Origin of the sequence: Priestia aryabhattai B8W22, assembly GCF_000956595.1 — a bacterium.
GTDB lineage: Bacteria > Bacillota > Bacilli > Bacillales > Bacillaceae_H > Priestia > Priestia aryabhattai.
The window spans coordinates 138,876-163,812 of the sequence record NZ_JYOO01000004.1; the positions used below are offsets into that span (position 1 = coordinate 138,876).

Below are 24,937 nucleotides of genomic sequence, written 5' to 3' on the forward strand. Positions count from 1 at the left end.
AAACCCTATCAAAGAAAAAATCCGAACGAGCTGGATTTTCTATCAAGAATCTCCATTCATCGTTCGGATCTTGCTTCAACTGTAATGCTTTTATTCCAGCCTCTTTTTTATTAAGCTTTATGACTTGTATGAAACTCTCTCATTTTCTCTTTTACAGTCGCCATTACCGCTTTTTTTCCCGGTGTAAGAATGGTTCGGGGATCATACACGTCACTGTCCCTTTCCAACGTGTGACGAACCGCACGCGTCCAGGCCTGAAGGCACTCGGTGTTCACATTAATTTTCGCGTGTCCAAAAGCTATTGCTTTTTGAATTTGATAGTTTGGTATACCGGAACCGCCGTGTAAAACCAGCGGTACATCTGTTAAGTCAGCTATTTCCTTCATTTCATCAAAGCCCAGCTGCGGTTCACCTTGGTACTGTCCGTGAACTGATCCTAAAGCGGCCGCCAAAGCATCGACTCCCGTTTCTTTTACAAGACGCAGACATTCACCAGGATCAGCGTACACGATGTTGCCAACAAGTCCGTCTTCCATCCCTCCGACTGTTCCGACTTCAGCTTCAACTGAGACATATTGAGCACCAGCATAGTCTACTACTTGCTTAGTCATGACAATATTTTCATCAATCGGGTAATGAGAACCGTCAAACATGACCGAGCTAAATCCAGCGTCGATAGCTTTTTTACACCTTTCTACACTCATACCGTGATCTAAGTGAAGCGCGACAGGAACAGTAATATTCATTTCCTCTAACAAACCTTCGATCATGCCTACAATGGTTTTAAATCCGCCTAAATAGTCCACAAGCCTGTCTGAAACAGCTGCAATGACAGGCGCTTTTTCCTCTTCGGCAGCTTGTAAAATAGCCTGTGCCCACTGCAGGCTGTTAATATTATACTGACCAACCGCATAGTTTCCTTTTTTAGCGGCATGAAGCATATCTTTCATTGATACTAGTTTTGAAGATACTAACGTCACTGACTGACACTCCTTATTATGAATATGATTTTGTTGTTTGAAAACTGTAGTATTCCGAGATAGCCTTAACGGTTGTCGCTTTAGCTGTCTTAATTGCTTCTTCCGCGTTTAATTGATAATATTCAGGTCGGAATAGCTCTACAGATACCGCGTCATTATAGCCTTTTTCTTTTAGTGTTGAGAAAATAGCATCTAAATCGATTGCTCCTAGACCTGGCCATACTCGGTCTTCGTCTGTTAAGAAGCCAATAGGAAAATCCTCCGTGTCATCAATATGAACGATAAATATTTTAGAAATATCCGCTTGTTTTAAGTCTTCTAGTTTTGATCCCATGGCATGGAAGTGGAAGCAGTCAAGTACTAATCCTACGTTATCGCGGTTTACAGTTTGCACAATGTCATACGCTTGACCAAACGTATTAACCGTACACTGAGGATGACCTACAAACTCAACGGCGATTTTAACTCCGTAAGGTTCAGCCAATTCCGATAATTCATTCAGCACTTGTACGCAGCTATTTTTAATCTCTGCTTTTACGATTTTTTGTTCTGTTACTAAAGGAACGGCTACGATATAGGGAACGCCTATCTTTTGAGCGGTTTCTAGCATACTCTTAAACTCTTCTATCACTTCCTGGTACTCTTTTTCACTGCGGTTATTAAAGAAAACTAAAGCGTTCAGCGCTAGTGGTTTAATATGATTTGTATTAAAAAACTGCGCTAAATCATCCATTGAGTGACTTTCTAAATACTCAGGGAGTTTATCCATTGTGCGAATTTCGATATAATCATATCCGTGCTTGTTGCAATATTCAAGGTCCTTTACAAGATTTGAATTTTCTAATGTTGTTGCTTCGTTAAAACATAGTTTCATAATGATTCTCTCCATTCTTTACTTAAATAATTTTATTGTCATTCATGACGTCAGCGTCTTCATTATCATAGCTACGGAACCTTTGTTCCAGTTCTTCAAGTGTAAGCCCTTTTGTTTCCGGCAAAAACTTTTTAACAAATAAAATCGCTCCGATGCCGAGTACAACAAAGACAAAAAACGTAGTGGATAAGCCAATGCTGGCCAATAAAACAGGAAACGTTAAACCTACAAGGAAGTTAATTCCCCACAGACAAAATACGGTAACCCCCATCCCTAAGCCTCTTAATCGTAAAGGGAAAATTTCTGAAAGCATTAGCCACGTTACCGGAGATATAGCTCCTTGCTGAAACGCGAGAAACGTAATCGTTAGTGCTAATACGATATATGGAAGTGCCGCGGACCCTTCAAATACAAGAGAAAATATACCAATCAGCAGCAGGGCAGTAGTCGTTCCTACTAATCCTGTTATAAGCATTGGTCTGCGTCCAACTTTACCTAGCAGCCAAATTCCTACAAACGTGGCTAAAACGGAGATGACTCCATTTCCGATATTTCCAATAAGAGCAGCTTCTGTTTGAAAACCTGCGTCTTTTAAAATTTCAGTGCCGTAATACATAATGGAGTTTACGCCGGTAATCTGCTGTACAACAGCAATTCCAATACCAAGGAAAACGACTCTTCGAACCCACGGAGTTGTTAGATCTTTAAATGTTGCTTTTTCCATTTTTGCTTCTTGTTCGTAAGCGCTCTCAATCTCTTGCAACTCTGATTTGGCTCTTTTACTTTCCCGTATCTTTTGAAGAACCGTTAGCGCTTCGTTATTTTTCCCTTTTGACACAAGCCAGCGCGGACTTTCTGGTACTCTAAGCATGCCAAAGAATAAAAAGACAGCTGGAATGGCAGCGATTGGCAGCATATATCGCCAAACGTGAGGGTTTTCTCCTAGCATATTTCCTATAATCGCGTTAAACGTAAAGGCAAGAAGTTGACCAGTAACAATCATAAGTTCATTTTGAGTTACCATTTTCCCCCGGCTTTCAGCTGGTGACATTTCTGCTAAATATGTCGGTACGGTAACAGATGCTCCCCCTACAGCAAGTCCTAATAGAAAACGGCAAAGAATCATAACGGCTGCGTTTGGCGAAATTGTACATCCAATTGTGGAAACAAAAAATAGAATGGCAAGATACAGAATCGTTTTACGACGCCCGTTATAATCTGCTAGCCTGCCGCCTACTACCGCACCAAACGCAGCACCAAATAACAGAGCGCTCGTTACAAGACCTTGAGTAAAAGAGTTGAGATTCAATTGATCAGATTCAGACATATAAGGCAGGGCCCCGTTAATAACTCCTGTATCATATCCAAAAAGCAGTCCACCAAACGTAGAAACTAAAATGATCGTACGTAAAAATGAATGTTGATTTCCCTGTTTACCCATGCTAATTCCCCCGTCTTATTTTAAGAATGAATAACTAACTTTTCGTTAATGTACTTTCGGGCCATTAAAGCATATTCCAATGGATGTGCAATAGAAGGATCCTGTTCCGCCTCCACTACAATCCATCCTTTGTAATTGTAATCAACTAACGCTTTATACACGTTTGTAAAATCTACACACCCATCACCCGGCACGGTAAACATACCGGCTAGAAACGACTGTAAAAATGACTTTCCTTCTTTTTTGCACTGCTCCAGCACTTTTCTTCTTGCATCTTTAAAGTGAACGTGTTTTATACGATCTATATGTTTATGTAATAGCTCCATATAGTCTCCGTCAGAAACATAAATATGTCCCGTATCATATAAAAGATGAACATGATTTGCGTCCGTTCCTTCCATTAACCGATCAATTTCAGCTAATGTTTGTACACCTGTTCCCATATGGTGATGATAGACAAGACGTAAACCGTATTCTGCTGCGATTTTTCCCAACTCATTTAATCCTGCACATAAAGCTTCCCATTCTTGATCACTGAAATAAGGTTTTTCAGCGAAAACATTTCTTTCAATCCCTTGAACACTGTAAGTTTGCTCAGATACGACCGCCACATCAGCATGAACTTCCTGCAGATACTGACAATGTTTGTGAAATAAATTTGACGTCTCCTCTATCCCATCACGAATGATAAAACTGCTAAACCATTGACCTGCAATTCTTAAATTTCGCAGCTCAAGCTCTTTGTTTAATATGCTCGGTTCAGGAAAAAAACCTCCCACTTCCGTTCCTTGAAAGCCCGCTACGACGATATCGCTTAACAGATGCTGCAATGTGTTTTCTGCACCAATTTCAGGAATATCATCATTTCTCCACCCGATTGGAGCAATTCCCCACAGAATATTTTCGTTTCCCATTTTGATTCCTCTTTTCCCCTTATTGTGTAATGCTGCCTCACTAGCAACAGATAGTGATAAAACTTACCAATCTTATAACTTTACAAATGAAATCGATTTCATTTGTAAATAAAAAAACTCCTTTGTTATGTGTTGGTTAAATATTGGTTAAGTTTGAATTAATATTAATATTAAAAACGCTTTCAGTCAATAATAAAATTTCAGAATTTTTTATACACTGCAACTGCCTAAAAGCTTGTTCCTTCTAAAAATGCTAGTTATAAAAGATATCATATCCATTTATGTAACCACACAAAAAGCTTTATCTACTGTTACTTCAACAATAGACAAAGCTTTTATGAACAAAGATATATTTCTTATTTTAATAGTATGATTATTTAGTATGAATTTATGGAATAGATTTATAAAAAATAACCTGCATCTTTTTAGAATCAGTTTCCTTTTACTTTTATAATTGCTTCTCCGTAGCTTGTCATTGACGTTTTAAATTCAGTTATGAACTTCTCTACTTTTGAAATAGATTTTTTCATTTTATCGTCCCCTTTGGCTCTTATATAGCTCTATTATCAACAATTGTCTGCTGTTTGACAAAGTCAGTGGAAACGGAAACATTCCGCATGAAAACGTACACATATCTGTTAAAAGAGGCACATCTTCTCATTTGCTTAGTATTTCATCATTTTTCTTTCTTTTTTAGGGTCTCTTCTTACGTGTTTTGCTCATCTAACAAAAAGATTTACGAGAACTCTCCTTTAAAATCGGCCTTACACTTCGTTCACATTCCCTCGTACTAACAACAGAATCACTATGTGCATTAACAGTAGGCTTATCCTTTCTTCCCTTTCCACTTTTTATCCAAATTACCTCTTGCCTTAAAGTTAACTTTAACGTTTAAGCTAGTTTTATAGTTTTTAAACTACAAAAAAGGGGAAACACTATGCTAATTAAAAGAATGACGGTGCAGCTTTCCGGTGAACTTCTAGCGAGACATACAGCTTTGTTTGTACGCCAAGCGTGTTCGTTTCAAAGTGATATTTTTCTTGCGAAAGACGGAAAATGTGTAAGTGGAAAAAGCATCATGAAGGTAATGGCTTTGGCTGTTAAGAAAGGAGATGAAATAACACTGCTGACAAATGGAGTTGATGAACAAGCTGCCGCTTGCACCCTTGAAGAATTTCTTTTAACTAAACAAAGATAGAAAGCTGCCATGCTATTCCTTCCTTTCCTTTTTTCATAAAGTCATAGAAAGAAACTTTTTTCAAAAAGGCCTTGCTTTAAAGTCGACTTTAACGTTTAAGCTAGTATTGTAGTTTTTAAATACATCAAGCGTAGTCAGTGAATGCAAGTGTATTAGCAACTGGTTATGTTTAATATGAAAGGATTGTGTTTTTACTTATGTGTAATTATCATCAACATACAACAACATCACGTGTTTTAAGTGCGCCGCACGCAAAGGCAAAATTCGAGAACACGACAATTGAACGCAGAGAACTGCGAGCAGACGACGTTTTAATTGATATTAAATTTAGCGGTATTTGCCACTCTGATATTCATAGTGCATTTGATGAGTGGGGCGGCGGGATGTTCCCGATGGTTCCTGGTCACGAAATCGCAGGAGTAGTTGAAGCGGTTGGCGAAAACGTAACAAAATACAAGGTTGGCGATCGCGTAGGCGTTGGATGTTTCGTTGATTCTTGCGGAGAGTGCGAGTACTGTATGAACGGGGACGAGCAATACTGTACAAAAGGCGTCGTTCAAACGTATAATTCATTAGATTACGATGGAAACCGTACATACGGCGGCTACAGCCAAAAAATCGTCGTAAAAGAAGGATTCGTTGTTCGTATTCCTGATAATTTAAGTATGGATGCAGCAAGTCCTCTTCTATGTGCCGGGATTACAACATTTTCTCCGTTAAAGCACTGGAATGCTGGTCCTGGCAAAAAAGTGGCGATCGTGGGAATGGGCGGTCTTGGACATGTAGCGATTCAATTTGCACACGCAATGGGTGCTGAAGTGACGGTATTGAGCCGTTCTAACAATAAAAAAGAAGAAGCGCTAAGCTTTGGCGCAGATCATTATTTTGCAACAAGTGATGAAGCGACGTTTACTGAATTAGCGGGTCGCTTTGATCTTATCTTAAACACGGTATCGGCTAATCTGAACGTGGATCAATACTTATCATTACTTCGCGTAGATGGAACGCTTGTTAACGTTGGCGCACCGGCTAACCCAGATCAGTACAGCGTATTCTCACTTATCACGGGACGTCGCAGCATTGCTGGTTCACTTGTAGGCGGCATTCGTGAAACACAAGAAATGCTTGATTTTGCGGCTGAACACGGCGTTGCTCCTATGATTGAAGTTATCGATGCAAATCAAGTAGACGAAGCGTACGAGCGCGTTCTTCGCAGCGATGTTCGCTATCGATTTGTTATTGACATTTCTACACTGTAAGTTGTAAAAAAAAAGCGGGCAGCTAATTCTATTAGCTGCCCGCTTTTTATTTCTTTATAAAATACGAAAAACAACCGGTAAATTAGGCTTTAGATGAAAGCTCTTCTTGATACTTTTGTTCTAATTTATCATAGTAGTCAATTTTCGTTTCCACTTTTCTAAAAGCTGCGTCCAGCTCTCTTTGCTTTTCCATCATTTTCTCTCTATGCTTTTCAAATATCTCCTTGCGCAATCCAATTGTATCATCGCCTTCTTGTGTTAATTCAACAATTTTACGTAATTCCAAAAGAGCGATATCCGTTTTTCGTAAGCAAATAATAAATTCCAGCCACTCGATATCGGACTCGCTAAAAATACGATTTCCGTTTTCATCTCTTTTTATAAAAGGTAAAAGCCCTTGCTGTTCGTAGTATCGAAGCGTATGCGTAGGCAGCCCTACCTTTGCAGCGGCCTCTTTAATATGATATTCCATTCCACTATACCCTCCATCGCCATTCTTAGTGCGGCGTTTGCTTTATGTATCTAAGCTTCCCTTTTCACAGGTGCTTTCAACTCATCTTCTAGGTTTCTACTATACGATATATATAATAGATTCCGCTATTTTCTTTGCTATGAGGTAACTGTATAAATAGTATCATAAACATTAAAGTAAACGTTAAGGCAACTTATAAAGAGCTGCCGTGAAGTCAGCAGCTCTTTTCATTTTTATATAAAATACGATTAATCTGCGGCCATCACTTTACTTAGTTCATTTAATAAATAATCAAGGGTTTGACTGATTCGAACTGTATTACGACTTGTAAGACCTTCTGTAAGTCCTAACATAACCATATGCTCTCTTGCTGTTTCGATTTCTGTCATTAAGACTTGCATGACAACTCCTTTATACCACTTCACAGCTCATCACCCCTTTTTACTATACATATATCTCATATGCGGTAATCTTAAACCTATCATACAGGTTTTGGGGGGTGAATAGCGAGTTTTAGAGCTTCAACAGTTTTATTTTTCATATAGTAAATATATTAATATACTTATTGAAATAGAAAGTATCACTCCACTTTCTACTAGAAGTTAAGAAAAGGCCTCCTAAATGGAGGTCTTTTCTTATTTCTTATAAAGCAGTCTAATACAAAGCCTTAGCCTTTAAAATATTCTCTGTAATACGAACCTTTCTCACACTCTATCTCATAGCGCAGCCTCGTTTGCTTTCTGTAAAGCTCTTCGGACAGCTCGTTAAATTCACCTTCTGTGATAGATCCATGAATTAAATTGTTGAATAAATTATTAAGATGTTCAGTTAATTCTTGAAGTTTTTTTTCTTTCAATGAACGTCACCCTTTAAAATAATTTTCATCTCCTAAAATTATATCAAATAAAACGTTTTCATACGATATTTTTTTAATGAATTATCGTATTAAAGTGATGAAAGTATTTTTTAACTGCTGTAAAACAATCAAAGAGCTGGGATAAATCGGTAATCACATGATTTTCAGCAAAAAATAAGTGGATAAAGACCGCGGACAAAAAGGCAAATGGTATCAACCGTTTTGACAAAAGCATAGGATGAAAAGAAAAATGAAACGAGAAAAGGAGAATGAGTATGCACTATACACCTTATTATCATCAGTGGCAGACCCCAGTGTGCTACAGCTGGCAGCCATATAGTTATTATGTGCCGAACCACTATCACACCAACGAACATTTTCAGCAAAGAAACGGTAAATTAAAGGACTATGGACAAAGACCATTTGTGATTAACATTAATGAAGCGTCAAAGCAAAACAATACGTACCGCACTGCTTTATGGACTGGAACACATTTACAAGTGACGTTAATGAGTCTCAAGCCCGGTGAAGATATCGGCTTAGAAATCCACCCTAACGTTGATCAATTCCTGCGTATTGAACAAGGGCAAGGCGTTGTTCAAATGGGCAAAAGTAAAAACAACCTAACCTTTAAACGAAAAGTCTACGATGATGATGCGATATTTATCCCTGCCGGAACATGGCACGATGTCACCAATATCGGTACTGCCCCGCTAAAACTTTATTCCATCTACGCTCCTCCAAACCATCCATTCGGTACGGTTCATGTGACAAAAGCTAATGCCTTAGCTGAAGAACATTAACTACCATAAGCCCGCTAGAACATCGGTGTACTACCTTTTCTAGGGGGCTTTTTTTAAACTTGCTATACATAAAGGATTTTATAGCCAAGAAAAGAATTATAGAATAAACTAATCTTTTTAAACAGCTTAAAATAACTGAAAGGCAAACGAGCGATGAAATTTTTTTATAAAATTCCCAAATCAAACGTAAATCCTTCTCTTAAACTAGCAAGAAAAATTCTATATATATCTGTAGAAGCAGTCATTATGACCATGCTTGTGATTAAATCTTTTACTGTGGCCTATGAAAACGACACAAATTTAATTCTCAGGCAGCTAAATGAACTAAAAGCTTCGATTGGCGGATTTGGCATAAACGAATCGTTATTTTGGTTTATAATAAAATGCAGTATTTGTACCATCGCTACATTCGATATGTGCTTATACTTTCGAAAAAAGCTAAAAAGAAACAAAAGAGCTTTATAATTTATACGCTAAAGCTTTTACATTGGACCGCTGTTAATTTCCGTGCAAGGCTTCGCTTTCCGCGGGCGGTCGCTGAGCCTCCTCGTCGCTTGCGCTCCTGCGGGGTCTCACCTGTTCCGCTTTTCCCGCAGGAGTCTTCGCCTTGCCCTCCAATCAACAGCTAGAAGCATTTAAACACATGAAACCTACATTCAGCATACCAATAAAAAACCGAACAAGTTGGATTCACAATCAAGAATCAAACTCGTTCGGATCTTCCTTTAGCAAAAATACTTTTGCCCCAGCCTCATTTTAAATAGAAAAATAATAAAAGTAGAGGCATGTCATGCCTCTACTTTCTGTTTAGAAATCTACATCGATATCTTCTTGAATGGTTCCGGTCACTTTTTCACTTTTAATTAACTGACCTTCTTTAAATGTTTCTTCTTCCTCCTTCCTAACGGCTTTCAGCTGCTTATAGGAAGGAGCTGATGCTGAGCCAAGCTCTTTTTTAAGCAAATGAATTTCGCCTAACAGCTCGGTTCTCAATGAATGAAATAACGATTGAAACTCTTCTTCCCGGCTGTCTTTCTGCCCGTTTTGTTCCACAAGCTTCGCTACATAATCTTGAAGTTCGTTTGCCTGCTTGGACTCATATTCCTCACGATTTGCAGCAAAACGTGAATTCATTTCTTGTTTTAGCAAGTCAATTTCGCCCAACAGCTCTTTTCGAAGTGAATGAACGAGCGTCTCGACTTCATTTTCTTTGCTCTTTTTTTGCAAGTCTTGCTGTATCAGCCCCACTATATAGTCCTGCAGCTCGTTTGCCTGCTGTTTTTCTTTCAGAAATGAAGACACGTCTGACGGAATGTTAGCAGTTTCGATTGTGAAATTTGCACGTTCATCTCTGTTACTTACGTTCTTTTCCCTCGCTCCCATCATATCTGCTGATAGATGACCAGCTGTTAGAAACGCATTTGATAGTAAGTAAAACGGCGCAGCCACCTGGGAGCTTAGCTGACCGTACCAATCGTCTAATGCTTCCTTAAGGCGAGTGTGTTGATGTCTCATATATGCTCCCCCTTTTTAAGCATGAACCGCTGCGTTTGTTTCATGTCTGCTTAAAATTTCAAGACCGTATAAATTTAATTTGCGTGTCTCTGGCAAGAAAAGATGATTTTCTTCTCTGATTTCTTCCCCGTACATGTTATCAATCTGCTCTGCAATAAACTGTTGAAGGATAGGAGCCAGGCCTCCAATATAAATATATTTATAGACTTTATCTTTTGGCGATGGAAATAGATTTTCAACTTTCGTTAATAAAATTTGCGTGTATTCTCTAAGTGAAGCGTGAATAGGCTCCGTGAGATCTACTTTTTTTCCGCTGTTGCCGTCTCTTTGTTCCATTTTTACTTTATGGATATTGGCAATAATAAATTCTTCTAATGAACGAACATCATCAAAATACTCAAGCAGCTTTTCATTTCTTAGCTTTTCAATATGCTTCAAATATGAAATATCCGTAAGACACTTCAATGAATTTCTGCTTTTAGGAGCTTGAAGTCCTGCAGGAAGCAGTGCCAGGTCAACCGTGCCTCCGCCCAAATCTACAATTAGCGTTTCAAAATGTTTGAATGCATTTGCTTCTTCTCTGTCTTGTAATTCAAAATCTTTTTTAATCGCCCAGCGAGCCACTTCGCTTTCAATACGGCATTTGCTCGTTTCAATGTTCACAGTGAGCGTTTTTTCTAACCCGGGAGTCAATACTGTAACCGTATGCTCTCCTTGAAAACGTTCGGCCATCTTCTGCTGCATTTCACTGAATTTATTTGTTTTCTTAAGCAGCCAAATCGGAAGCATAGTCGAGAAATAATTAATCGTCACATGATTATCTTCTTTGTCTTTTCCTTTAAGTATGTTGTAATAAGCAATTGAAGCTAAAAACATCACATAAGGAATATCAGATTCAGTTTTATTATGTAACTTATTAATATGGATATTGCCTAGCACGTGTTTCTCTGCTGCGTCTCCCACTAAATAATACTTTTCTGCTCCTTCAATTGTTGTAGAAATCAGTAAATTTTGAAGAAGTAATTCCGGTTCATTTACACTTGAAGGAAAATGACCCTCTGCCTGATCTTTTGTGATTTCTACTACGTTTGTAGGAATTTCATAGTAATAACCATCCACTAGCGTTTGAAAAATTGAGTTACCAAAATCAACGTTTTGACGTTTGATATCCATCCTTGTTTCTCCCCTTTATCTTTTCTTGACAACACTAATAAGTATATATTTTCCTCATTTGTTTGTCTAAGTATTTAAATAATTTATGTTATTCTAAATTGACAATTAATTAATTTTAGACGGTTACTGTAATTGAAAAGCACTTGAAATGCTTCTTTTTACCAGTACCCATTTTTACAAGGAATGTAACATGTGACGCTGTGACTTCCCCTTAATTTTTTTGTTAATATAAGCTATTCAATCACCAGCTAGAAGCAGCCACATACATGAAACCTACGTTCACCCTAACAACAAAAAAACCCGAACCATCAATCAGATTAATAGTTCGGATTTAACTTCAACTAACATACTTTGTCTAGGCCTCTTCCTTTTTTTATTTATTGGAAAGGCCATTTGTTTTGGTTTCTTTGCGGATTTTCTGGTAGCTTACTGAAGCCTATTTCTTCAAGACCTTTTTCTAACGTCGCTCTTGTTTTGATTGTTCCAAAATCGACGCCTAAATCAACAACGGTTTGCGCGATTTCCGGACGTATGCCGGTAATCATCGTTTTAGTGCCGATAAGCTGTAAGGCTTTTACAATTTGAAAAATATTGTCCGCTACCATCGTATCGACGATAAGAACACCTGAAATATCAAATATTAAATAACTCAGCTGCAGCTGAGCACTTTTTTCTAAAGCCGTTTCCATAATAAGCTGCGAACGATGCGTATCAATTTGTCCAACGATTGGCATCACAGCGATTCCTTCAGAAAGAGGAACGATGGGAACTGATAATTCTTCTAGCGCTGCATAAGCGCGTTTTATGGTTTCGGTATTGTGTTCTTCATAGATTTCGACAAATATATGATTAAGCTGATCAAGCATGGGATCAATTTTTTTACTTACATCAAGCATCGTAATAGGAGCAAACTGCTTCTGCTGCAGCTCTTCTGTAAAAACACCCCATATCACTGTTCGAAACAGCGCGAGCGATTTTAACGTTTGACTCAAAGAAAGTCCGTTTTCCACCGCCACTTTTCCTATATCTGTACCCCACTGAATGATTTTCTTTAAAACGACCGAGTGCTCTTCGAATAACGACTCGCCTAAATACTCAATGAGTTCTGCTCTCCATTTTAAAACTTCGCTTTCTTCGTGGTAAACAAGCTTCCGCTTATATTCAGAGTCCATCAGATCAGAAAATTGTATCGCTAATTCCTGTTTATTATCGATAATTTTCTTCCCTATATATAACAACTCATCCCTCATTTTTTTTCTTTATCTCCTTTAGTTAGCAGAATTAACGATTACATTTTATAACAATAGTTATGTCACACACAATATAAAAATATAACCGAAATGAAAAAATTGTTAAGACCTCCCTATTTGCTTTTATCCCTGCTCTTCTAATCGGCATAACTCCCATAAAATGATTGAGATTTCAGCGTTTGGGTAAAAACCTATTAAGAATTTATTTCTATACTTATAAGGGGGATTTTTCAATGAGCAAACATAAAGGAACCGTTAAATCGTTCAACGAATCAAAAGGATCTGGATTTATCACACCCGAAGACGGATCAAAAGAAGTGTTCGTTCACTCCAATGCGATCGACCGTAAGGAATATAAAAACCTGTCAGAAGGACAAAAAGTAGAGTTTGAAATCCAAGAAGGAGCTAAAGGACCCAGCGCTATAAAAGTACACCCAGTTGACTGATAGAGTGACATTTACATACAGGCTATGGGTAGACTGGCCAATCAAATACTCTTCGAATAAAAACCCCTCTTCGACTTTTGTTCGAACGAGGTGTTTTTTTATATGATGCAACTAATTCTACGTTCAAAATTAGTTACTATTAGCTATTAAAAAAACAGTTCTAAAGTTGTCGGACAAGTATCCAAACATTTCTTCTATGAATGAATACAGTATAGAGTACTGCAAAGAAAGGGTGATTATTATAAAAAAGTATTATTTTCATTACAATGATAAAGATGATAAATATTATGTAGAAAAATCTTATCCTCACAAGAAGAAAGCTTCCCTTAACAATAAGAAAGAGCAACATCAAGAAGATGCTCCTGAGGAAGCACGCGGCTGGGCTTACGGTCACGAAGAAGATAGCTCTGAAGAATCACAAGTTTGGACTTATGGACGCGCAGAAGATTTCTATGAGGAATCACATGATTGGGCTTCTAAATGTAAAGAAGATAAAGACAAAAAAGGAAGCACGCGGGAGTCAGCATTTAGAGCGCTCAATTTAACGATGCCTCAAAATGTTCCTGCAAATACGTTTGTAAAAGCAGTTTTCCCAACTGAACAATTTGATTTAGCAAATGAATATAACCCGATTACTTCTACCTTCCGCCCCAAAAAAGATGGCGTATATTCTATCATTGCTACAATTGGATTCTCTCCTAACGACCAGATGCTAGATTATAGAACTCGCATAGAAATACGTGTAAATGGGACAACCGCTATAGCGATCGATAACGATTTCTTTGGCGGGAACACACCGTTTGTTAATGCGGTATCCGTGTCTACTATTTATAATTTAGAAGCTGGAGATCGCGTTGAAGTTTTTGTTCAAAGCAGCATAGCTGGTACAATCGTCACATCCGAAGATGGCTCACATTTTGAAGCAGCAAGATTTCCTTCTCCAACAAATAACTAACACTAGCTTTTAGACAAAAGCATCAATCCCCTCTTTTTAGATCGCTTTATTTTTCTAAAGGAGGGGATTGATATGAACCTTAGTGGTCTAAAGGTTCGTAGAAACTTTTTAAGCGTTTGTATGTACATAATTCTTTAGTAGATTTATAACATTAATCCAGTGTATAAAATCATGTACTTCTATGTAGTAGTCCACTACTCTGCTTCATTCACGCTTGCTTCGCTAACTTTTCCGTTACGCTGCCAAGCTCTTCAACTAACCCACTTAAAAATTCCGCCGTCTGGTCAATGATCTGCAGCGATTGCAGCTGACGCACGGAAGCAGAAGAAATGCTGGTGCTGCTTGCAGCCGATTGGTTGGCAAAAGAGGTCATATCGCTGACGGCATGGAGCACCTGTGTAGATCCGGCTGCTATTTGCTGTGCGGAAGCAGCCGTTTGCTGAATTTGTTTTTGAACGTACGCAGATGCGTCGGCGATTCGATTAAAAACATTTTCCGCTTCGTTAGCTAGTAAAATACCGGTTTTCACATTAGCAGTTCCTGATTGAATGAATGCTACGGCTTGAGACGTTTCTTGCTGAATATGCTGACTGAGCCTTGCTACTTGTTCGGCTGACTGATTGGATTGTTCTGCAAGTTTGCGAACTTCCGCTGCTACGACCGCAAACCCTTTACCATGTTCGCCTGGCGTTGAATTATGTTCCATAGACATGCCGGACATCCCCATCGGCCAAATACGATGAATGATATGTATGAGCAGAGAAAGTATCACTGCTCCGCTTGATAAAACAACCATTAATTTATGTTTATTCATATTTATCCCTTTCTATATTAGACAATACTTTCTTGATCTATATCTATAGAATCGGCTACAGATTGGGTTTTTTTATAGAAATTCACGTTATTTTTCCCCTGCCGTTTTCCTTCGTACAGCGCTTGATCCGCCTGTTTTAGCAGTTCTTGAAACGATTCTCCGTTTTCTGGATAATAAGCGGCTCCAATGGTCGATGTAGCTGTAAAGATGCAGGATTCAATACTCCATTCTTTTTGAAGCTCTCGGTGAATTCGGTCCATGATCTGCTGTATTTCCTCGCGCCTTTCAATGTGCCGAAGCAAGATCACAAATTCATCGCCTCCGAGGCGATACACTTCGTCACATGTGCGAATGCAAGACGTTAAACGATGCGTGTACTGAATTAAAAATGCATCGCCAATATCATGACCAAATTGATCGTTCACTTCTTTAAAATTATCACAGTCTAAAAACAGCAGGCCAAACCTTTCCTTTTGCTCGATCGCAGACTGTATTTGTTTTTGCAGCATCATTCGATTCGGCACCCCCGTCAAACTGTCATGAAATGCCTTAAATTTCAGCTGATTTTCTAGGTTTTTTTGCGCAGTAATATCGGTTTGAATCAGCACGTAGCTTGAGATTCGGTGATGAATATCTGTCAGCGGAACAATGGTCTTATGGCTCCACACGATGACGCCTTCTTTTGTTATGCTTTTGACTTGCCCTCTCCAAACCTTTCCTTGGCCAATACTTTCAAGAACCCGAAGATCATAGCTGACATCAAATAACTCGTATGATTGTCCGATTAGCTCTTCTTTTTCACAGCCAAATATCGTACAGAACATATCATTGACATACCTAATTGTTCCATATGGATCCAGGACGCTTACGATAGCGGACTCATCAAGGGCATACTTCATGTTTGCTAAATCTTTCACCGTATTTTCCAGCTTTATTTCAGCTGTCTTTTCCTTTGTAACGTCCTGAGCAATCAAGTAAATACCAATCCATTCATTTTCCACTATGATGGGCACATTTGTAACATATAAATAAATCATTCCTTTTTCTTTGTGCCACGCTTGGATTTCTTTGCTGTAGCTTTGGTCGTATATGATGTGATGCAGAGGCAAAGCACTGGCGTCAATCTTCAGTTCTTCTAGAAGCTGCCTGTAAGAACTGTTGATGATATCCTGGGTAGCGTATCCGAACATTTGCTCACAGGCAGGATTTGCTTGAACAATTTTACCGCTTAAATCCATCATACATATGGCGTTTTCATGGTTCATAAAAAGCGACTTATACTGTTCCAAGCTTTGGGCTAAGTCTTTTTTTAACTTTTGGATATTTTTACTCATTACTAATAGGTGCGTACTATTGTCGGCATCATCAAAAATTGGGGTAAGCGTTGTTTCAAACGCTTCAGCTTCATCTGAGAAGGTATTTATGTCGTTGTAGGTAACTGGCTTTTTGGTTTCCATCGCTTTCATATAGTAAGGGTAAAGGGAGTGATACGCCCGCTCAGGGAGTACGCTTTCTAGTAGCATGCCCGCTTCTCCTTGGCATCGTACAAGCTTAGCAGCCGCTTTATTCATTTTTTTATAATAAAGATGTTGGTTCTTTACTTCCGCTAAAAAAACCAGCTCATTCATTTGATCAAAATAAAATTCAAACACATGATCTTTCAACATGGTAGGATGCATCTCCTTCGTTTTTTCACAGATGAACGCCCCCTGTACTTTACACTTCTGTATGAAATATACACTAGATCTTTTCGCACACAAACACAACTTTAAATGTACAAACAGTAGTTCTTTTGTATCATTACCTACCCTCCTTCATAAGAAGGGTAAACATGATGGACAAAAATAAAAAAGATCCGAACGGGTTTGATTCTAAATCAAGAATCAAACCCGTTCGGATCTTCCTTCAACTAAGCTACTTTTATTCCAGCCTCTTTTTTAAACCTACTTAATTCCGTAATATTCTTCAAGCGTAATTCCTTTACTCTTAATCGCCTGCGCCACTGGTTTACCTACATATCGCAAATGCCACGGCTCATATTTATAGCCGGTTACCGCATCTTTTCCTTTTGGATAACGAATAATAAATCCATATTCTGCTGCGTGGGCATCGAGCCAAGTTGCTTCTTTTGTTCCGCCAAAGCAGTCTTGAGCAGCACATGTGCCGTCTCCTTTTGTTACATCAATTCCAAGACCCGTTTCATGTTCACTCGTGCCTGGCAATGCGCTATAAGTTGCCGCTTTATCATAACCGTCTCGTTGAACATACGAACTAAAAAGCGCGCTTTGCGTTGCATGTGAACGGTAAGCCGATACGCCAAGAAGCGTAACGCCTTGTTTTTTCGCACCTGCAAATAACTGTGCAATAGCAGCGGCTGCTTCACTGCGCATTTTTTTCTTTTCTGTTTGTTCTTTGAATGTAAATGGAATTGTTGTATATACTAAATCTTTCGGAACGTAGTTTTCCGGAAGCTTGTTTTGTTTATTCACAACAACTTGGATACTTTCAGGGTTCGAAACCACTTTCATGCCAGCTAATGCTCGTACGTATTGACCGCTTACATAGCCAACTTTACCTTGATACGTAATTTTCAGCCAGCCGTTTGCTGCTTTAGCCGTTACGTCTATCTGTGTGCCGGCTTTAAGTGTTGCCATGACAGTACCAGCAGTTGAAGCAGCTGTTCGAACATTTAAATTCGCCGTCGCCACATAGACAGAAGCCGCCGGAGCTGGAGCCGGAGCCGGTTCAGAAGAACCCGTTGATTCCTTTACGTACTGCGTGCTCACATAGCCTGTTTTGCCTTGATAGCTTACTTTTAGCCAGCCGTTCGCTGCTTGTTCTGTCGACGTTAGCTGTGTGCCTTGTTTGACCGTTACAACAATCGCGCTTGATGTCGATGGATTGCTTCGAATATTTAAATTTGCGGTTGTTACATAAGTTTTAGTCGTTGAACTCGCTGACTTTTTAACATACTCACTGCTTACGTAGCCCGTTTTGCCTTGATAGCTTACTTTCAGCCAGCCGCTTGCTGCTTGTCCAACTACCGTTAGCTGTGTGCCTTGTTTGACCGTTGCAATAATCGCGTTGGACGTCGATGGACCGCTTCGGATATTTAAATTCGCCGTTGTCGTGTATGTTTCTTCCGCTGCGCTTGCGACAGTTGGCTCACCCGTAAAATGTAAAGAATGAAGACCTAGAGTTCCTGCGCCTGCAAGAGTAAAAGCAAGTCCTGTTACCGCTAATTTTTTGTAAAATCTTTGTTTGTTCACTTCTGTCATTTTTTATACCTCATTTGCAAAATATAATAGAAATACATGTTGCCAGTTTAATAGATTAAGTGAAAACAGAATCCGATGTTTAAGCTAAACCTTAAACTAGCCACACTAAATAAAATCATTTGACGTCTAGAGGCTCTGTACATTTGTTCGTTCCAGCTAGCACGTATCTTTAGAATACCGGATAATCGTGTCAAAAGTATATCAAAATATTTCAAACTTGTTTCCAAACTGATACATTTTCAACAAAAATAGAATAATAGAGCAGAAACAGCAAAAAAACCCTTACGTTTACTCCCACCTGCTTAGGGTAAAAAACAACTAAAAACATAGATTGAGATGGTGATAAAATGAACACGGCAACGGATTTTTCCTCAACTGCATTTCGAGAACCTCACACATTAAAACAGCATATTTTTGATACACTTCATTTTTACTACCCCGCTTGCATTGACAAAACAAACGGCGGATATATCCATGAATACTACGACGACGGCACCGTCAACAATACGCATTCAAAGGACTTGGTAAGTACGGCGCGCTTTATTTATATCTTCAGTGTAGGAGCTCTTTTAGACGGGCCGGATTGGTGCAAAGAAGCAGCTCAGCACGGCATTCGTTTTCTACAAAACAACCATTATGATAGAGAGCACGGCGGGTATTTTTTTGAAATAGCCGATGACGGAGAAGTAAAAGATGATTCTAAACAAGCATATGGCCACGCTTTTGCTCTTTTAGCTTCTTCCATCGCGTATCAAGCCGGCATTTCAGAAGCAAAAGAAACAATTGAACAGGTATATGACGTGATGGAAAAGTACTTTTGGGAAGATGCGCACGGCTTTTACCGAGACGAATGGGACGCATCTTGGTCAGCTTCTTCTTTGTATCGCGGCCAAAATGCAAATATGCATATGTGTGAAGCGATGCTTTCTGCCTTTGAAGCAACAAGAGATAAAAAATACGTAGACCGAGCGTACACGCTTGCAAAAGGCGTTACCCAGCAGCTTGCTGAACGATCTGGCGGCATGATTTGGGAGCATTATGATACAGACTGGCAGCCGGATTGGGACTACAATAAAAACAATACAAAAGATGAATTTCGTCCGTATGGCTTTATACCAGGACATCAGTTTGAATGGAGCAAGCTGCTTTTATGGCTTGATCGGCACCGTTCGGAAAACTGGATGACAGAACGTGCAAAGTATTTGTTTGATAAAGGCTGGAACCGAGGCTGGGATGCTAAGTACGAAGGTCTTTACTTTGCGCTGTCTCCTCAAGAAGAGGTCATTGATCGGGATAAAAACTATTGGGTGATGGGCGAAGCCATTTCTGCGGCTTCACTGCTCGGGGTAAAAACCGGAGACAGCGGATATTGGAAAGCATACGACGCCCTGTTCTCCTACTGTCAGAAACACTTTATCGATCACACATATGGAGGCTGGTATCAGCTGTTAAATCAGGAAAACGAACGCTACAGCTCGAAAAAAAGCCCGGCTCCTAAAGCCGATTATCACCCTGTAGCAGCTTGCTATCAAACGCTGATAGCACTGGATTCTCTCTAAGATAACGACAAAGAAGAAACCGTTTTCTTCCAAATGCGTTTATTTCGTTTATTTAAGGGAATTTACTTACTAACAATCAATGTTTCTACATTTCATAAAAAGCACGACTATATATATGTAAGGAGTGAAGATGATGTATTTTTACGCGTTAGCACAAGGAACAGATTCTGGAGACCCAGTAACACTGCATCATGAGAAGAAATTTTCGAAAAAAGAATTTTTAGCGATGTTTAATGAAGCGTTAGATGAGTTGGATACGCATCCAGCTCCAAGCGATGTTGGTGAATACCTTTGCCGTGCGTACGGATTTCAAGAAATCGAAATCGAGACGGGTGTTGTATGCTACTGCGCTCCGTTTAGAAAGCTAGACGACTCGGATATTATAGAAGACCGCACGTACATGGACGCCACGACAGGGACACTAAAATACAACTAATCAAAAAGAAAGGTTGGATGTGTGTGAAGACCGTACAGAACATTTATCGAACGAGTGAAGCTGTACCAGAATCGGGCGCTTACATTTGTGAGGAAGGTGAAATTAAACTCTTTCAAAAAGATGATCTTTTTACACCTTGCCCACACACACGTGAATCAACGACGTGGAAGCCCGTAGATGACGCCTTTTCAACCGGAGAATTGGTTCCGCAAACCGGTCGCTATACCGACGAAAACGGCAATCAAGTAAAGCTAAAAGAAAACGATTTATTCCCAAGATGCCTTCGTTCAGGTGAGCCCACGACGTGGAGGCGAGGGTAAAAAACAACAAAGAGGCTGAGACAAAAATAGTTTAGCCCAAGTGAAAAACGAACCACTCATCAAACACGTTGGTGAGTGGTTCGTTTTTTTGTGATGGTGAATATAGTTTGATCTGTTTTGGTTCTTCTAGCATTGATTGGATTCATTTCGTTATGTCTCAACCTCTTTTATTAAAGCTTATTTAAAAAATGAGTTCTTTTTTCTTCCTTTTAAGAGATCCCCCGTCCACCCTTTCATTCGTAAATAAAGATAAATGGCCACGGTCGACAGAACAATCAAAATAAGCGCATAGACATAGCCAAACTTCCAGTCAAGCTCGGGCATTCCTTTAAAGTTCATTCCCCAAAGGGCTCCAAAAGCCGTTAAAGGCGTGCTGATTGCTGTCAGCAGCGTTAAAGCTTTCATAATCTCATTTCCTCGATGAGTAGACACCACTTCTTCTAGTTTAATTAACGCGTCAAATTCTTTTTGATATTGTTCAATCAGCGTTAAGCCAATTTCGATTTTTTTGCACATCCGCTGATATTCGACCGTTTGGTTAATTTTTTTATGAAACGCTTCTTCTATTCCCATGGTGACTTCTCGAACAGAACTGATTAAATTTGTCCATATAAGCAAATCGTACCGCGCTTTATGAATGTCATCTAACACGTCAATGTTATTATTATGGCGCACTTCCCACAGAAGCTCTCTGAAATGACTTTCAAACTGATCAAACCCATTTAAGTGTTTTTTCATAATTTCGCCTAAAAGAATAAAAAAACTTTCCGCTGTGTTAGCAGCCTGCTTCATGCGTTCAATCATTCGTTCATGATTGGTGTTTTCAAGGATTTTCAAATCGATTCCTGCCGTTATAATAAACTCCTCGGTAACGTAAAAATGAAATGAATCGTAATCCTTTTGATCAAACGACTTCTTATGATAAATGAGTGAACCATAAATCAGCTCACTTTCTCCTATTACATCTACTTGAATATGATTCGAATTTTTCTTTTGAAGCTGCTGGCAAAACCATTCATCTCTTGGATACTGATAGTCTTTGATGACATCAGCTATTCCATCGGCTTCTTCTAAATCAAACTGATACCATTTCCACTGATTGCTCGTCACGGTATTCATACTTTCCCTCTTTCCCCTTTTATTAGAATTTTTCCCTATATACAATTACTTAAAACCTAATACACAAAATAAACATACATTTCATATCCATCTTTATAAAAAAGATGCTATAATAAATACGTTGCGCACCTGCGCATGTTTTATCAGTTTGAGAGGAGAATATCAGTGAAGAAAGATATCGCTTTACGTTCTTATCTGCTAGAAAGTGCACCAACTATGACGGAGGAATGGTATGAATCTTTGGACAAAAAATCTTCTGAAGGCGTATATACCTCTAATGATCCTGACGTCATTCAACGCTTAAAAGCGCAAAACTATGAATTTCACTTATATATTAGCAACGTCTTTATAGAAGATGAAAAAAGCTTTTTTGAATCTTTTAATACGTGGCTAAATAAAGTTGCCAAAGACCAGCAGCATCTCAGAACCCCCATTCAAAGTATTATTAAAGAATTTATGAACGTCCGCAAACAATACTGCGAGTATATTCGCCGATTTGCAGAACTTCATGATGACATCACTCAGCAGCATATCGATATGTGGAATGAAAAAGTAGTACGGGTATTTGATATTATTATTTTGAAATTCATCACAGAAGCGCAGGAATATGCCTCAAACCGCCTCCGCTCTCAGCAAGAAATGATTCATGAATTAAGTTCACCTGTTATTGTGATTAAAAAAGACGTGGCTCTTTTACCGTTAGTCGGTGATATTGATACAGCAAGAGCCAAAATGATCCTAGAAAGCACGTTAAAACAGTGTGCAGAGAAGCAAATCGCTCATTTGTATATTGATTTGTCAGGAGTTGTGATGATTGATACAATGGTCGCGCACGAGCTGTTTCAGCTGATAAATGCGCTTGATTTAATCGGCGTTAAATCAATTTTATCGGGCATTCGTCCTGAACTAGCTACTACTGCGATGCAGCTTGGACTGAAATTTGATCATATACGAATTAAATCGAATCTTGCTCAAGCATTAGAAGATGATTCAAAAATTGTAATTGCTTCTAGCACTCATTAATATAGGAATACAAACAAAAAAAACAGCCCGAGAAGGCTGTTTTTTATTTTCTATGATGAATGTTTTCAGAACCTGATTCATCTTTCGTTTTGGTTTTATTTTTCTCTTCTTTTTGTTCAAGTCTTATGTCTTCCAACGGCATAGGATCGACCGTTTCTTCTTCTTTAAAACGTTCAAATAACGTTTCGTCTTGATCTGTTACACGCTGTTCCGTTTCATCTCTTTTTTTTGGTGTATTTGAAATAGATCTTTTCTGGCGTTCTCCCATCTTTTTCTCCTCCTTTATATAGGTGAAGCAATTATGTGTTCATGAAATCTCCGCCGTTGACATGAAGCGTTTGACCCGTCATATAAGATGAATCATTTGAAGCTAGCAGCACATAGCAGCCTACGTGCTCCACAGGATGCCCAGGTCTGCCCATCGGCGTATCTGTACCGAATTCTCCTACTTTATCACCTGAGAAAGTAGACGGGATAAGCGGTGTCCAGATTGGTCCCGGCGCGACAGCATTAACGCGAATGCCGTCTTTGACAAGCGCTTGCGCCATACTGCGCGTAAAGCCGTTGATTGCACCTTTTGTCGCAGTATAATCGATCAACTGAGGATTTCCACGGTAAGGATTAATTGACGTTGTATTAATGATCGCACTGCCTTTTCCTAAATAATCAAGCGCTTTTTTCGTAAAATAAAAATATGAATAAAAGTTCGTTTTGAACGTTCGTTCAAGCTGTTCACTCGTAATTTCTTTAATGCTTTCTTTTGGGTGCTGCTCCCCTGCATTGTTCACAAGGATATCAAGCTTTCCAAGCTCACTCACTGTTTTTTCTACCGCTTCATTACAGAACGATTCGTCTCCTACGTCTCCTGCAATCAGCAGGCATCTTACACCTTCTTCTTCAATGCGGGCTTTTGTTTCCTCCGCATCGCTATGTTCGTTTAAATAAACGATGGCTACGTCTGCTCCTTCTTTCGCATAAGCAATGGATACAGCTCGTCCAATTCCGCTGTCTCCTCCAGTAACCAGCGCTACTTTTCCTTTTAATTTTCCTGTACCAATGTAATTGTCATCCTCATAAATAGGGAGAGGATTCATCTCACTTTCGATACCCGGCTGGCGGTCTTGCGTTTGTTGGGGCTGACCTTGTGTTTGTTGTTCTTGTAAATTCATTTTAATCTCCTCCTATTTTTGATGGAACTTTTTAGTATAGTCTACGTTTAGCCTTCTGTTTTGAAGTTCAAACATCTTTTTTAAAATTTATTATGCTTCCATTCTTTTTTACTATCTTGGAAAATTCATAGAAAACAAGTTTAAAGTTGGAAACAAAGGTTACATGAGAAGTAGAAGATGTATTTCAGAAATATCTTTTATGAGGAGGTTTGGTTGGTGTATGAAACACATTCAAGTAGCACAAAACCAAGAGGAAGCAACCTGCGTCATCCATTCTTTTTTAAAGAAAGGATTTACAAGCAAAGATATTTACCTGCTGGCCTACGATAAAGAATGGGCTCACGAATTAACGGAGGCCACACATACAAAAAAGTATAGAATGGCAGAGCAAGGTATTTTTGAAACAGCGGTGAACATGCTTCTTTCAAGAGAAGATGAGCTGCTTTCAAAAATGGCTTCTCTCGGCTTATCTAATCAAGAAGCAAACCGGTATAAAGAAGAGATGAAACAAGGACATATCGTGGTCATTGGCGCCCAGAGCCAGTCGATTCCCTACTAAGGTATAAAAGAGCTGAAACGTTTTCTAATAGGTTATAAGGGTATTTAGTAAAATAAACCATTTTTTATCAAGAAAGGAAGTTATAACGATGTTAAATTATTTGGGAATTCACATAGGCTCTCTTTACTTTCCTACCAGTATTTTGCTTATCACGTTTCTCGTATTAATCGGCTTTTTTATTTATTTCCTCTCTAGAAAAAGAAAAAATCGCCATGAATCACGTGATCAATCGCGCGGAAAATAAAAGAGAATGTCAAAGTAAAAGCCCTTCATGCAGAAGGGCTCTTTGTACTATAAAACAGGAAGATACTTCTCATAGCGCGGGTTTACATAAAAAGGCGGACGAGGTCCTAAAAGCGGCATCATAAGAGGCTGAGGGTCCGAGTTATAGATTACTTTCACCGTCTGATTTGACCCGTCCATCAGCAATAGCTTCACTTCTTCACTGTAGTAATATCGCATGAACTCCCCTTCTTTCTCGCATTCTACACTCTTTATACGTATGCATGAGAGATTGATCTATG

The 24,937-nt window shown here is 39.0% G+C and carries 27 protein-coding genes and 1 pseudogene; 10 read left to right on the plus strand and 18 right to left on the minus strand.

Annotated elements, in window-relative coordinates; all coding sequences use genetic code 11:
- Positions 1 to 110: 110 nt before the first annotated feature.
- The 4 genes from fba to iolE are packed head-to-tail and all read right to left on the minus strand — an operon-like array spanning position 111 to position 4,209.
- The gene (fba, locus tag N178_RS04750) at positions 111 to 950 is read right to left on the minus strand and encodes a class II fructose-1,6-bisphosphate aldolase (protein WP_045291063.1); all 840 of its coding nucleotides are present in this window, start codon (positions 948 to 950) and stop codon (positions 111 to 113) included.
- 46 nt (positions 951 to 996) lie between these two features.
- Complete coding sequence (gene iolI / locus N178_RS04755) at positions 997 to 1,854, minus strand: 2-keto-myo-inositol isomerase (RefSeq protein WP_045290905.1); 858 nt, start codon at positions 1,852 to 1,854, stop codon at positions 997 to 999.
- Positions 1,855 to 1,876: 22 nt separating this feature from the next.
- Positions 1,877 to 3,295 (minus strand): sugar porter family MFS transporter, encoded by a 1,419-nt coding sequence (locus tag N178_RS04760; protein ID WP_045290907.1) that lies wholly within the window; start codon positions 3,293 to 3,295, stop codon positions 1,877 to 1,879.
- 20 nt (positions 3,296 to 3,315) lie between these two features.
- A complete protein-coding gene (gene iolE, locus N178_RS04765; RefSeq protein ID WP_045290909.1) occupies positions 3,316 to 4,209 on the minus strand; it encodes a myo-inosose-2 dehydratase in 894 nt (297 codons plus the stop codon).
- 937 nt (positions 4,210 to 5,146) lie between these two features.
- On the opposite strand from iolE, the gene N178_RS04770 reads away from it, so the two are divergent.
- The gene (locus N178_RS04770; RefSeq protein ID WP_045290911.1) at positions 5,147 to 5,407 is read left to right on the plus strand and encodes an HPr family phosphocarrier protein; all 261 of its coding nucleotides are present in this window, start codon (positions 5,147 to 5,149) and stop codon (positions 5,405 to 5,407) included.
- A gap of 197 nt (positions 5,408 to 5,604) precedes the next feature.
- Positions 5,605 to 6,666: an NAD(P)-dependent alcohol dehydrogenase gene (locus N178_RS04775; protein WP_045290913.1), complete on the plus strand. Its 1,062-nt coding sequence runs from the start codon at positions 5,605 to 5,607 to the stop codon at positions 6,664 to 6,666.
- A gap of 82 nt (positions 6,667 to 6,748) precedes the next feature.
- On the opposite strand, the gene N178_RS04780 is transcribed toward N178_RS04775, so the two are convergent.
- The 3 genes from N178_RS04780 to N178_RS04790 form a co-directional block, all read right to left on the minus strand.
- Positions 6,749 to 7,138: a MerR family transcriptional regulator gene (locus N178_RS04780; protein WP_045290915.1), complete on the minus strand. Its 390-nt coding sequence runs from the start codon at positions 7,136 to 7,138 to the stop codon at positions 6,749 to 6,751.
- A 248-nt stretch (positions 7,139 to 7,386) separates the two neighbouring features.
- On the minus strand, positions 7,387 to 7,563 hold the full coding sequence (locus N178_RS04785; RefSeq protein WP_223260221.1) for an aspartyl-phosphate phosphatase Spo0E family protein: 177 nt from the start codon (positions 7,561 to 7,563) through the stop codon (positions 7,387 to 7,389).
- A 242-nt stretch (positions 7,564 to 7,805) separates the two neighbouring features.
- On the minus strand, positions 7,806 to 7,994 hold the full coding sequence (locus N178_RS04790; RefSeq protein WP_028414680.1) for a hypothetical protein: 189 nt from the start codon (positions 7,992 to 7,994) through the stop codon (positions 7,806 to 7,808).
- A 275-nt stretch (positions 7,995 to 8,269) separates the two neighbouring features.
- On the opposite strand from N178_RS04790, the gene N178_RS04795 reads away from it, so the two are divergent.
- On the plus strand, positions 8,270 to 8,797 hold the full coding sequence (locus tag N178_RS04795) for a cupin domain-containing protein (protein ID WP_045290918.1): 528 nt from the start codon (positions 8,270 to 8,272) through the stop codon (positions 8,795 to 8,797).
- 466 nt (positions 8,798 to 9,263) lie between these two features.
- Here the strand turns inward: N178_RS04795 and N178_RS26915 are convergent, their stop codons facing one another.
- From N178_RS26915 to N178_RS04815, 4 genes are all read right to left on the minus strand, one after another.
- Positions 9,264 to 9,419, minus strand: a complete 156-nt coding sequence (locus tag N178_RS26915) for a hypothetical protein (protein ID WP_169746650.1) — start codon at positions 9,417 to 9,419, stop codon at positions 9,264 to 9,266.
- Between the two features lie 185 nt (positions 9,420 to 9,604).
- The gene (locus N178_RS04805) at positions 9,605 to 10,312 is read right to left on the minus strand and encodes a hypothetical protein (protein WP_045290922.1); all 708 of its coding nucleotides are present in this window, start codon (positions 10,310 to 10,312) and stop codon (positions 9,605 to 9,607) included.
- A gap of 15 nt (positions 10,313 to 10,327) precedes the next feature.
- On the minus strand, positions 10,328 to 11,485 hold the full coding sequence (locus N178_RS04810; protein ID WP_045290924.1) for a ParM/StbA family protein: 1,158 nt from the start codon (positions 11,483 to 11,485) through the stop codon (positions 10,328 to 10,330).
- A gap of 377 nt (positions 11,486 to 11,862) precedes the next feature.
- A complete protein-coding gene (locus tag N178_RS04815; RefSeq protein ID WP_045290926.1) occupies positions 11,863 to 12,735 on the minus strand; it encodes an STAS domain-containing protein in 873 nt (290 codons plus the stop codon).
- Positions 12,736 to 12,968: 233 nt separating this feature from the next.
- On the opposite strand from N178_RS04815, the gene N178_RS04820 reads away from it, so the two are divergent.
- Together N178_RS04820 and N178_RS27975 are read left to right on the plus strand one after the other, a co-directional pair.
- Positions 12,969 to 13,181, plus strand: coding sequence for a cold-shock protein (locus tag N178_RS04820; RefSeq protein WP_045290928.1), 213 nt, complete (start codon positions 12,969 to 12,971; stop codon positions 13,179 to 13,181).
- Positions 13,182 to 13,656: 475 nt separating this feature from the next.
- Positions 13,657 to 14,136 (plus strand): annotated as a pseudogene (locus N178_RS27975) (hypothetical protein); the annotation flags it as partial.
- A gap of 208 nt (positions 14,137 to 14,344) precedes the next feature.
- Here N178_RS27975 and N178_RS04830 read toward each other — a convergent pair.
- From N178_RS04830 to N178_RS27980, 3 genes are all read right to left on the minus strand, one after another.
- Positions 14,345 to 14,950 (minus strand): methyl-accepting chemotaxis protein, encoded by a 606-nt coding sequence (locus N178_RS04830; RefSeq protein WP_045290932.1) that lies wholly within the window; start codon positions 14,948 to 14,950, stop codon positions 14,345 to 14,347.
- A gap of 17 nt (positions 14,951 to 14,967) precedes the next feature.
- Entirely contained in the window at positions 14,968 to 16,617 is a 1,650-nt protein-coding gene (locus N178_RS04835) for a sensor domain-containing diguanylate cyclase (protein WP_045290934.1), read from the minus strand.
- Between the two features lie 276 nt (positions 16,618 to 16,893).
- On the minus strand, positions 16,894 to 18,228 hold the full coding sequence (locus N178_RS27980; RefSeq protein ID WP_045290936.1) for an SH3 domain-containing protein: 1,335 nt from the start codon (positions 18,226 to 18,228) through the stop codon (positions 16,894 to 16,896).
- A 347-nt stretch (positions 18,229 to 18,575) separates the two neighbouring features.
- On the opposite strand from N178_RS27980, the gene N178_RS04845 reads away from it, so the two are divergent.
- The 3 genes from N178_RS04845 (at position 18,576) to N178_RS04855 (ending at position 20,543) form a co-directional block, all read left to right on the plus strand.
- The gene (locus N178_RS04845) at positions 18,576 to 19,787 is read left to right on the plus strand and encodes an AGE family epimerase/isomerase (RefSeq protein WP_045290938.1); all 1,212 of its coding nucleotides are present in this window, start codon (positions 18,576 to 18,578) and stop codon (positions 19,785 to 19,787) included.
- Positions 19,788 to 19,917: 130 nt separating this feature from the next.
- Positions 19,918 to 20,223, plus strand: a complete 306-nt coding sequence (locus tag N178_RS04850; protein ID WP_224357817.1) for a hypothetical protein — start codon at positions 19,918 to 19,920, stop codon at positions 20,221 to 20,223.
- Positions 20,224 to 20,240: 17 nt separating this feature from the next.
- Positions 20,241 to 20,543, plus strand: coding sequence for a hypothetical protein (locus N178_RS04855; protein WP_224357816.1), 303 nt, complete (start codon positions 20,241 to 20,243; stop codon positions 20,541 to 20,543).
- 177 nt (positions 20,544 to 20,720) lie between these two features.
- Here the strand turns inward: N178_RS04855 and N178_RS04860 are convergent, their stop codons facing one another.
- Positions 20,721 to 21,662 carry a magnesium transporter CorA family protein gene (locus tag N178_RS04860; protein WP_045290944.1) on the minus strand — a complete coding sequence of 314 codons (942 nt, stop codon included), beginning with the start codon at positions 21,660 to 21,662 and terminating at the stop codon, positions 20,721 to 20,723.
- Between the two features lie 165 nt (positions 21,663 to 21,827).
- On the opposite strand from N178_RS04860, the gene N178_RS04865 reads away from it, so the two are divergent.
- Complete coding sequence (locus N178_RS04865; RefSeq protein ID WP_045290945.1) at positions 21,828 to 22,685, plus strand: STAS domain-containing protein; 858 nt, start codon at positions 21,828 to 21,830, stop codon at positions 22,683 to 22,685.
- A gap of 43 nt (positions 22,686 to 22,728) precedes the next feature.
- Here the strand turns inward: N178_RS04865 and N178_RS04870 are convergent, their stop codons facing one another.
- Entirely contained in the window at positions 22,729 to 22,953 is a 225-nt protein-coding gene (locus tag N178_RS04870) for a hypothetical protein (protein ID WP_028409498.1), read from the minus strand.
- Positions 22,954 to 22,984: 31 nt separating this feature from the next.
- Positions 22,985 to 23,854 carry an SDR family oxidoreductase gene (locus tag N178_RS04875; RefSeq protein WP_045290946.1) on the minus strand — a complete coding sequence of 290 codons (870 nt, stop codon included), beginning with the start codon at positions 23,852 to 23,854 and terminating at the stop codon, positions 22,985 to 22,987.
- A 220-nt stretch (positions 23,855 to 24,074) separates the two neighbouring features.
- Here N178_RS04875 and N178_RS04880 point away from each other — a divergent pair, with 220 nt between their 5' ends.
- Positions 24,075 to 24,413, plus strand: coding sequence for a YflT domain-containing protein (locus N178_RS04880; RefSeq protein WP_045290948.1), 339 nt, complete (start codon positions 24,075 to 24,077; stop codon positions 24,411 to 24,413).
- A gap of 291 nt (positions 24,414 to 24,704) precedes the next feature.
- Here the strand turns inward: N178_RS04880 and N178_RS26920 are convergent, their stop codons facing one another.
- On the minus strand, positions 24,705 to 24,875 hold the full coding sequence (locus N178_RS26920) for a hypothetical protein (RefSeq protein ID WP_169746655.1): 171 nt from the start codon (positions 24,873 to 24,875) through the stop codon (positions 24,705 to 24,707).
- Positions 24,876 to 24,937: the final 62 nt, after the last annotated feature.

Bases quoted from the DNA above. Each gene is read 5' to 3' on its own strand.
- fba (WP_045291063.1), bottom strand. From the start codon at position 950: ATGAAAGATATGCTTCATGCCGCTAAAAAAGGAAACTATGCGGTTGGT.
- iolI (WP_045290905.1), bottom strand. From the start codon at position 1,854: ATGAAACTATGTTTTAACGAAGCAACAACATTAGAAAATTCAAATCTT.
- N178_RS04760 (WP_045290907.1), bottom strand. From the start codon at position 3,295: ATGGGTAAACAGGGAAATCAACATTCATTTTTACGTACGATCATTTTA.
- iolE (WP_045290909.1), bottom strand. From the start codon at position 4,209: ATGGGAAACGAAAATATTCTGTGGGGAATTGCTCCAATCGGGTGGAGA.
- N178_RS04770 (WP_045290911.1), top strand. From the start codon at position 5,147: ATGCTAATTAAAAGAATGACGGTGCAGCTTTCCGGTGAACTTCTAGCG.
- N178_RS04775 (WP_045290913.1), top strand. From the start codon at position 5,605: ATGTGTAATTATCATCAACATACAACAACATCACGTGTTTTAAGTGCG.
- N178_RS04780 (WP_045290915.1), bottom strand. From the start codon at position 7,138: ATGGAATATCATATTAAAGAGGCCGCTGCAAAGGTAGGGCTGCCTACG.
- N178_RS04795 (WP_045290918.1), top strand. From the start codon at position 8,270: ATGCACTATACACCTTATTATCATCAGTGGCAGACCCCAGTGTGCTAC.
- N178_RS04805 (WP_045290922.1), bottom strand. From the start codon at position 10,312: ATGAGACATCAACACACTCGCCTTAAGGAAGCATTAGACGATTGGTAC.
- N178_RS04810 (WP_045290924.1), bottom strand. From the start codon at position 11,485: ATGGATATCAAACGTCAAAACGTTGATTTTGGTAACTCAATTTTTCAA.
- N178_RS04815 (WP_045290926.1), bottom strand. From the start codon at position 12,735: ATGAGGGATGAGTTGTTATATATAGGGAAGAAAATTATCGATAATAAA.
- N178_RS04820 (WP_045290928.1), top strand. From the start codon at position 12,969: ATGAGCAAACATAAAGGAACCGTTAAATCGTTCAACGAATCAAAAGGA.
- N178_RS04830 (WP_045290932.1), bottom strand. From the start codon at position 14,950: ATGAATAAACATAAATTAATGGTTGTTTTATCAAGCGGAGCAGTGATA.
- N178_RS04835 (WP_045290934.1), bottom strand. From the start codon at position 16,617: ATGTTGAAAGATCATGTGTTTGAATTTTATTTTGATCAAATGAATGAG.
- N178_RS27980 (WP_045290936.1), bottom strand. From the start codon at position 18,228: ATGACAGAAGTGAACAAACAAAGATTTTACAAAAAATTAGCGGTAACA.
- N178_RS04845 (WP_045290938.1), top strand. From the start codon at position 18,576: ATGAACACGGCAACGGATTTTTCCTCAACTGCATTTCGAGAACCTCAC.
- N178_RS04850 (WP_224357817.1), top strand. From the start codon at position 19,918: ATGATGTATTTTTACGCGTTAGCACAAGGAACAGATTCTGGAGACCCA.
- N178_RS04855 (WP_224357816.1), top strand. From the start codon at position 20,241: ATGTGTGTGAAGACCGTACAGAACATTTATCGAACGAGTGAAGCTGTA.
- N178_RS04860 (WP_045290944.1), bottom strand. From the start codon at position 21,662: ATGAATACCGTGACGAGCAATCAGTGGAAATGGTATCAGTTTGATTTA.
- N178_RS04870 (WP_028409498.1), bottom strand. From the start codon at position 22,953: ATGGGAGAACGCCAGAAAAGATCTATTTCAAATACACCAAAAAAAAGA.
- N178_RS04875 (WP_045290946.1), bottom strand. From the start codon at position 23,854: ATGAATTTACAAGAACAACAAACACAAGGTCAGCCCCAACAAACGCAA.
- N178_RS04880 (WP_045290948.1), top strand. From the start codon at position 24,075: ATGAAACACATTCAAGTAGCACAAAACCAAGAGGAAGCAACCTGCGTC.
- N178_RS26920 (WP_169746655.1), bottom strand. From the start codon at position 24,875: ATGCGATATTACTACAGTGAAGAAGTGAAGCTATTGCTGATGGACGGG.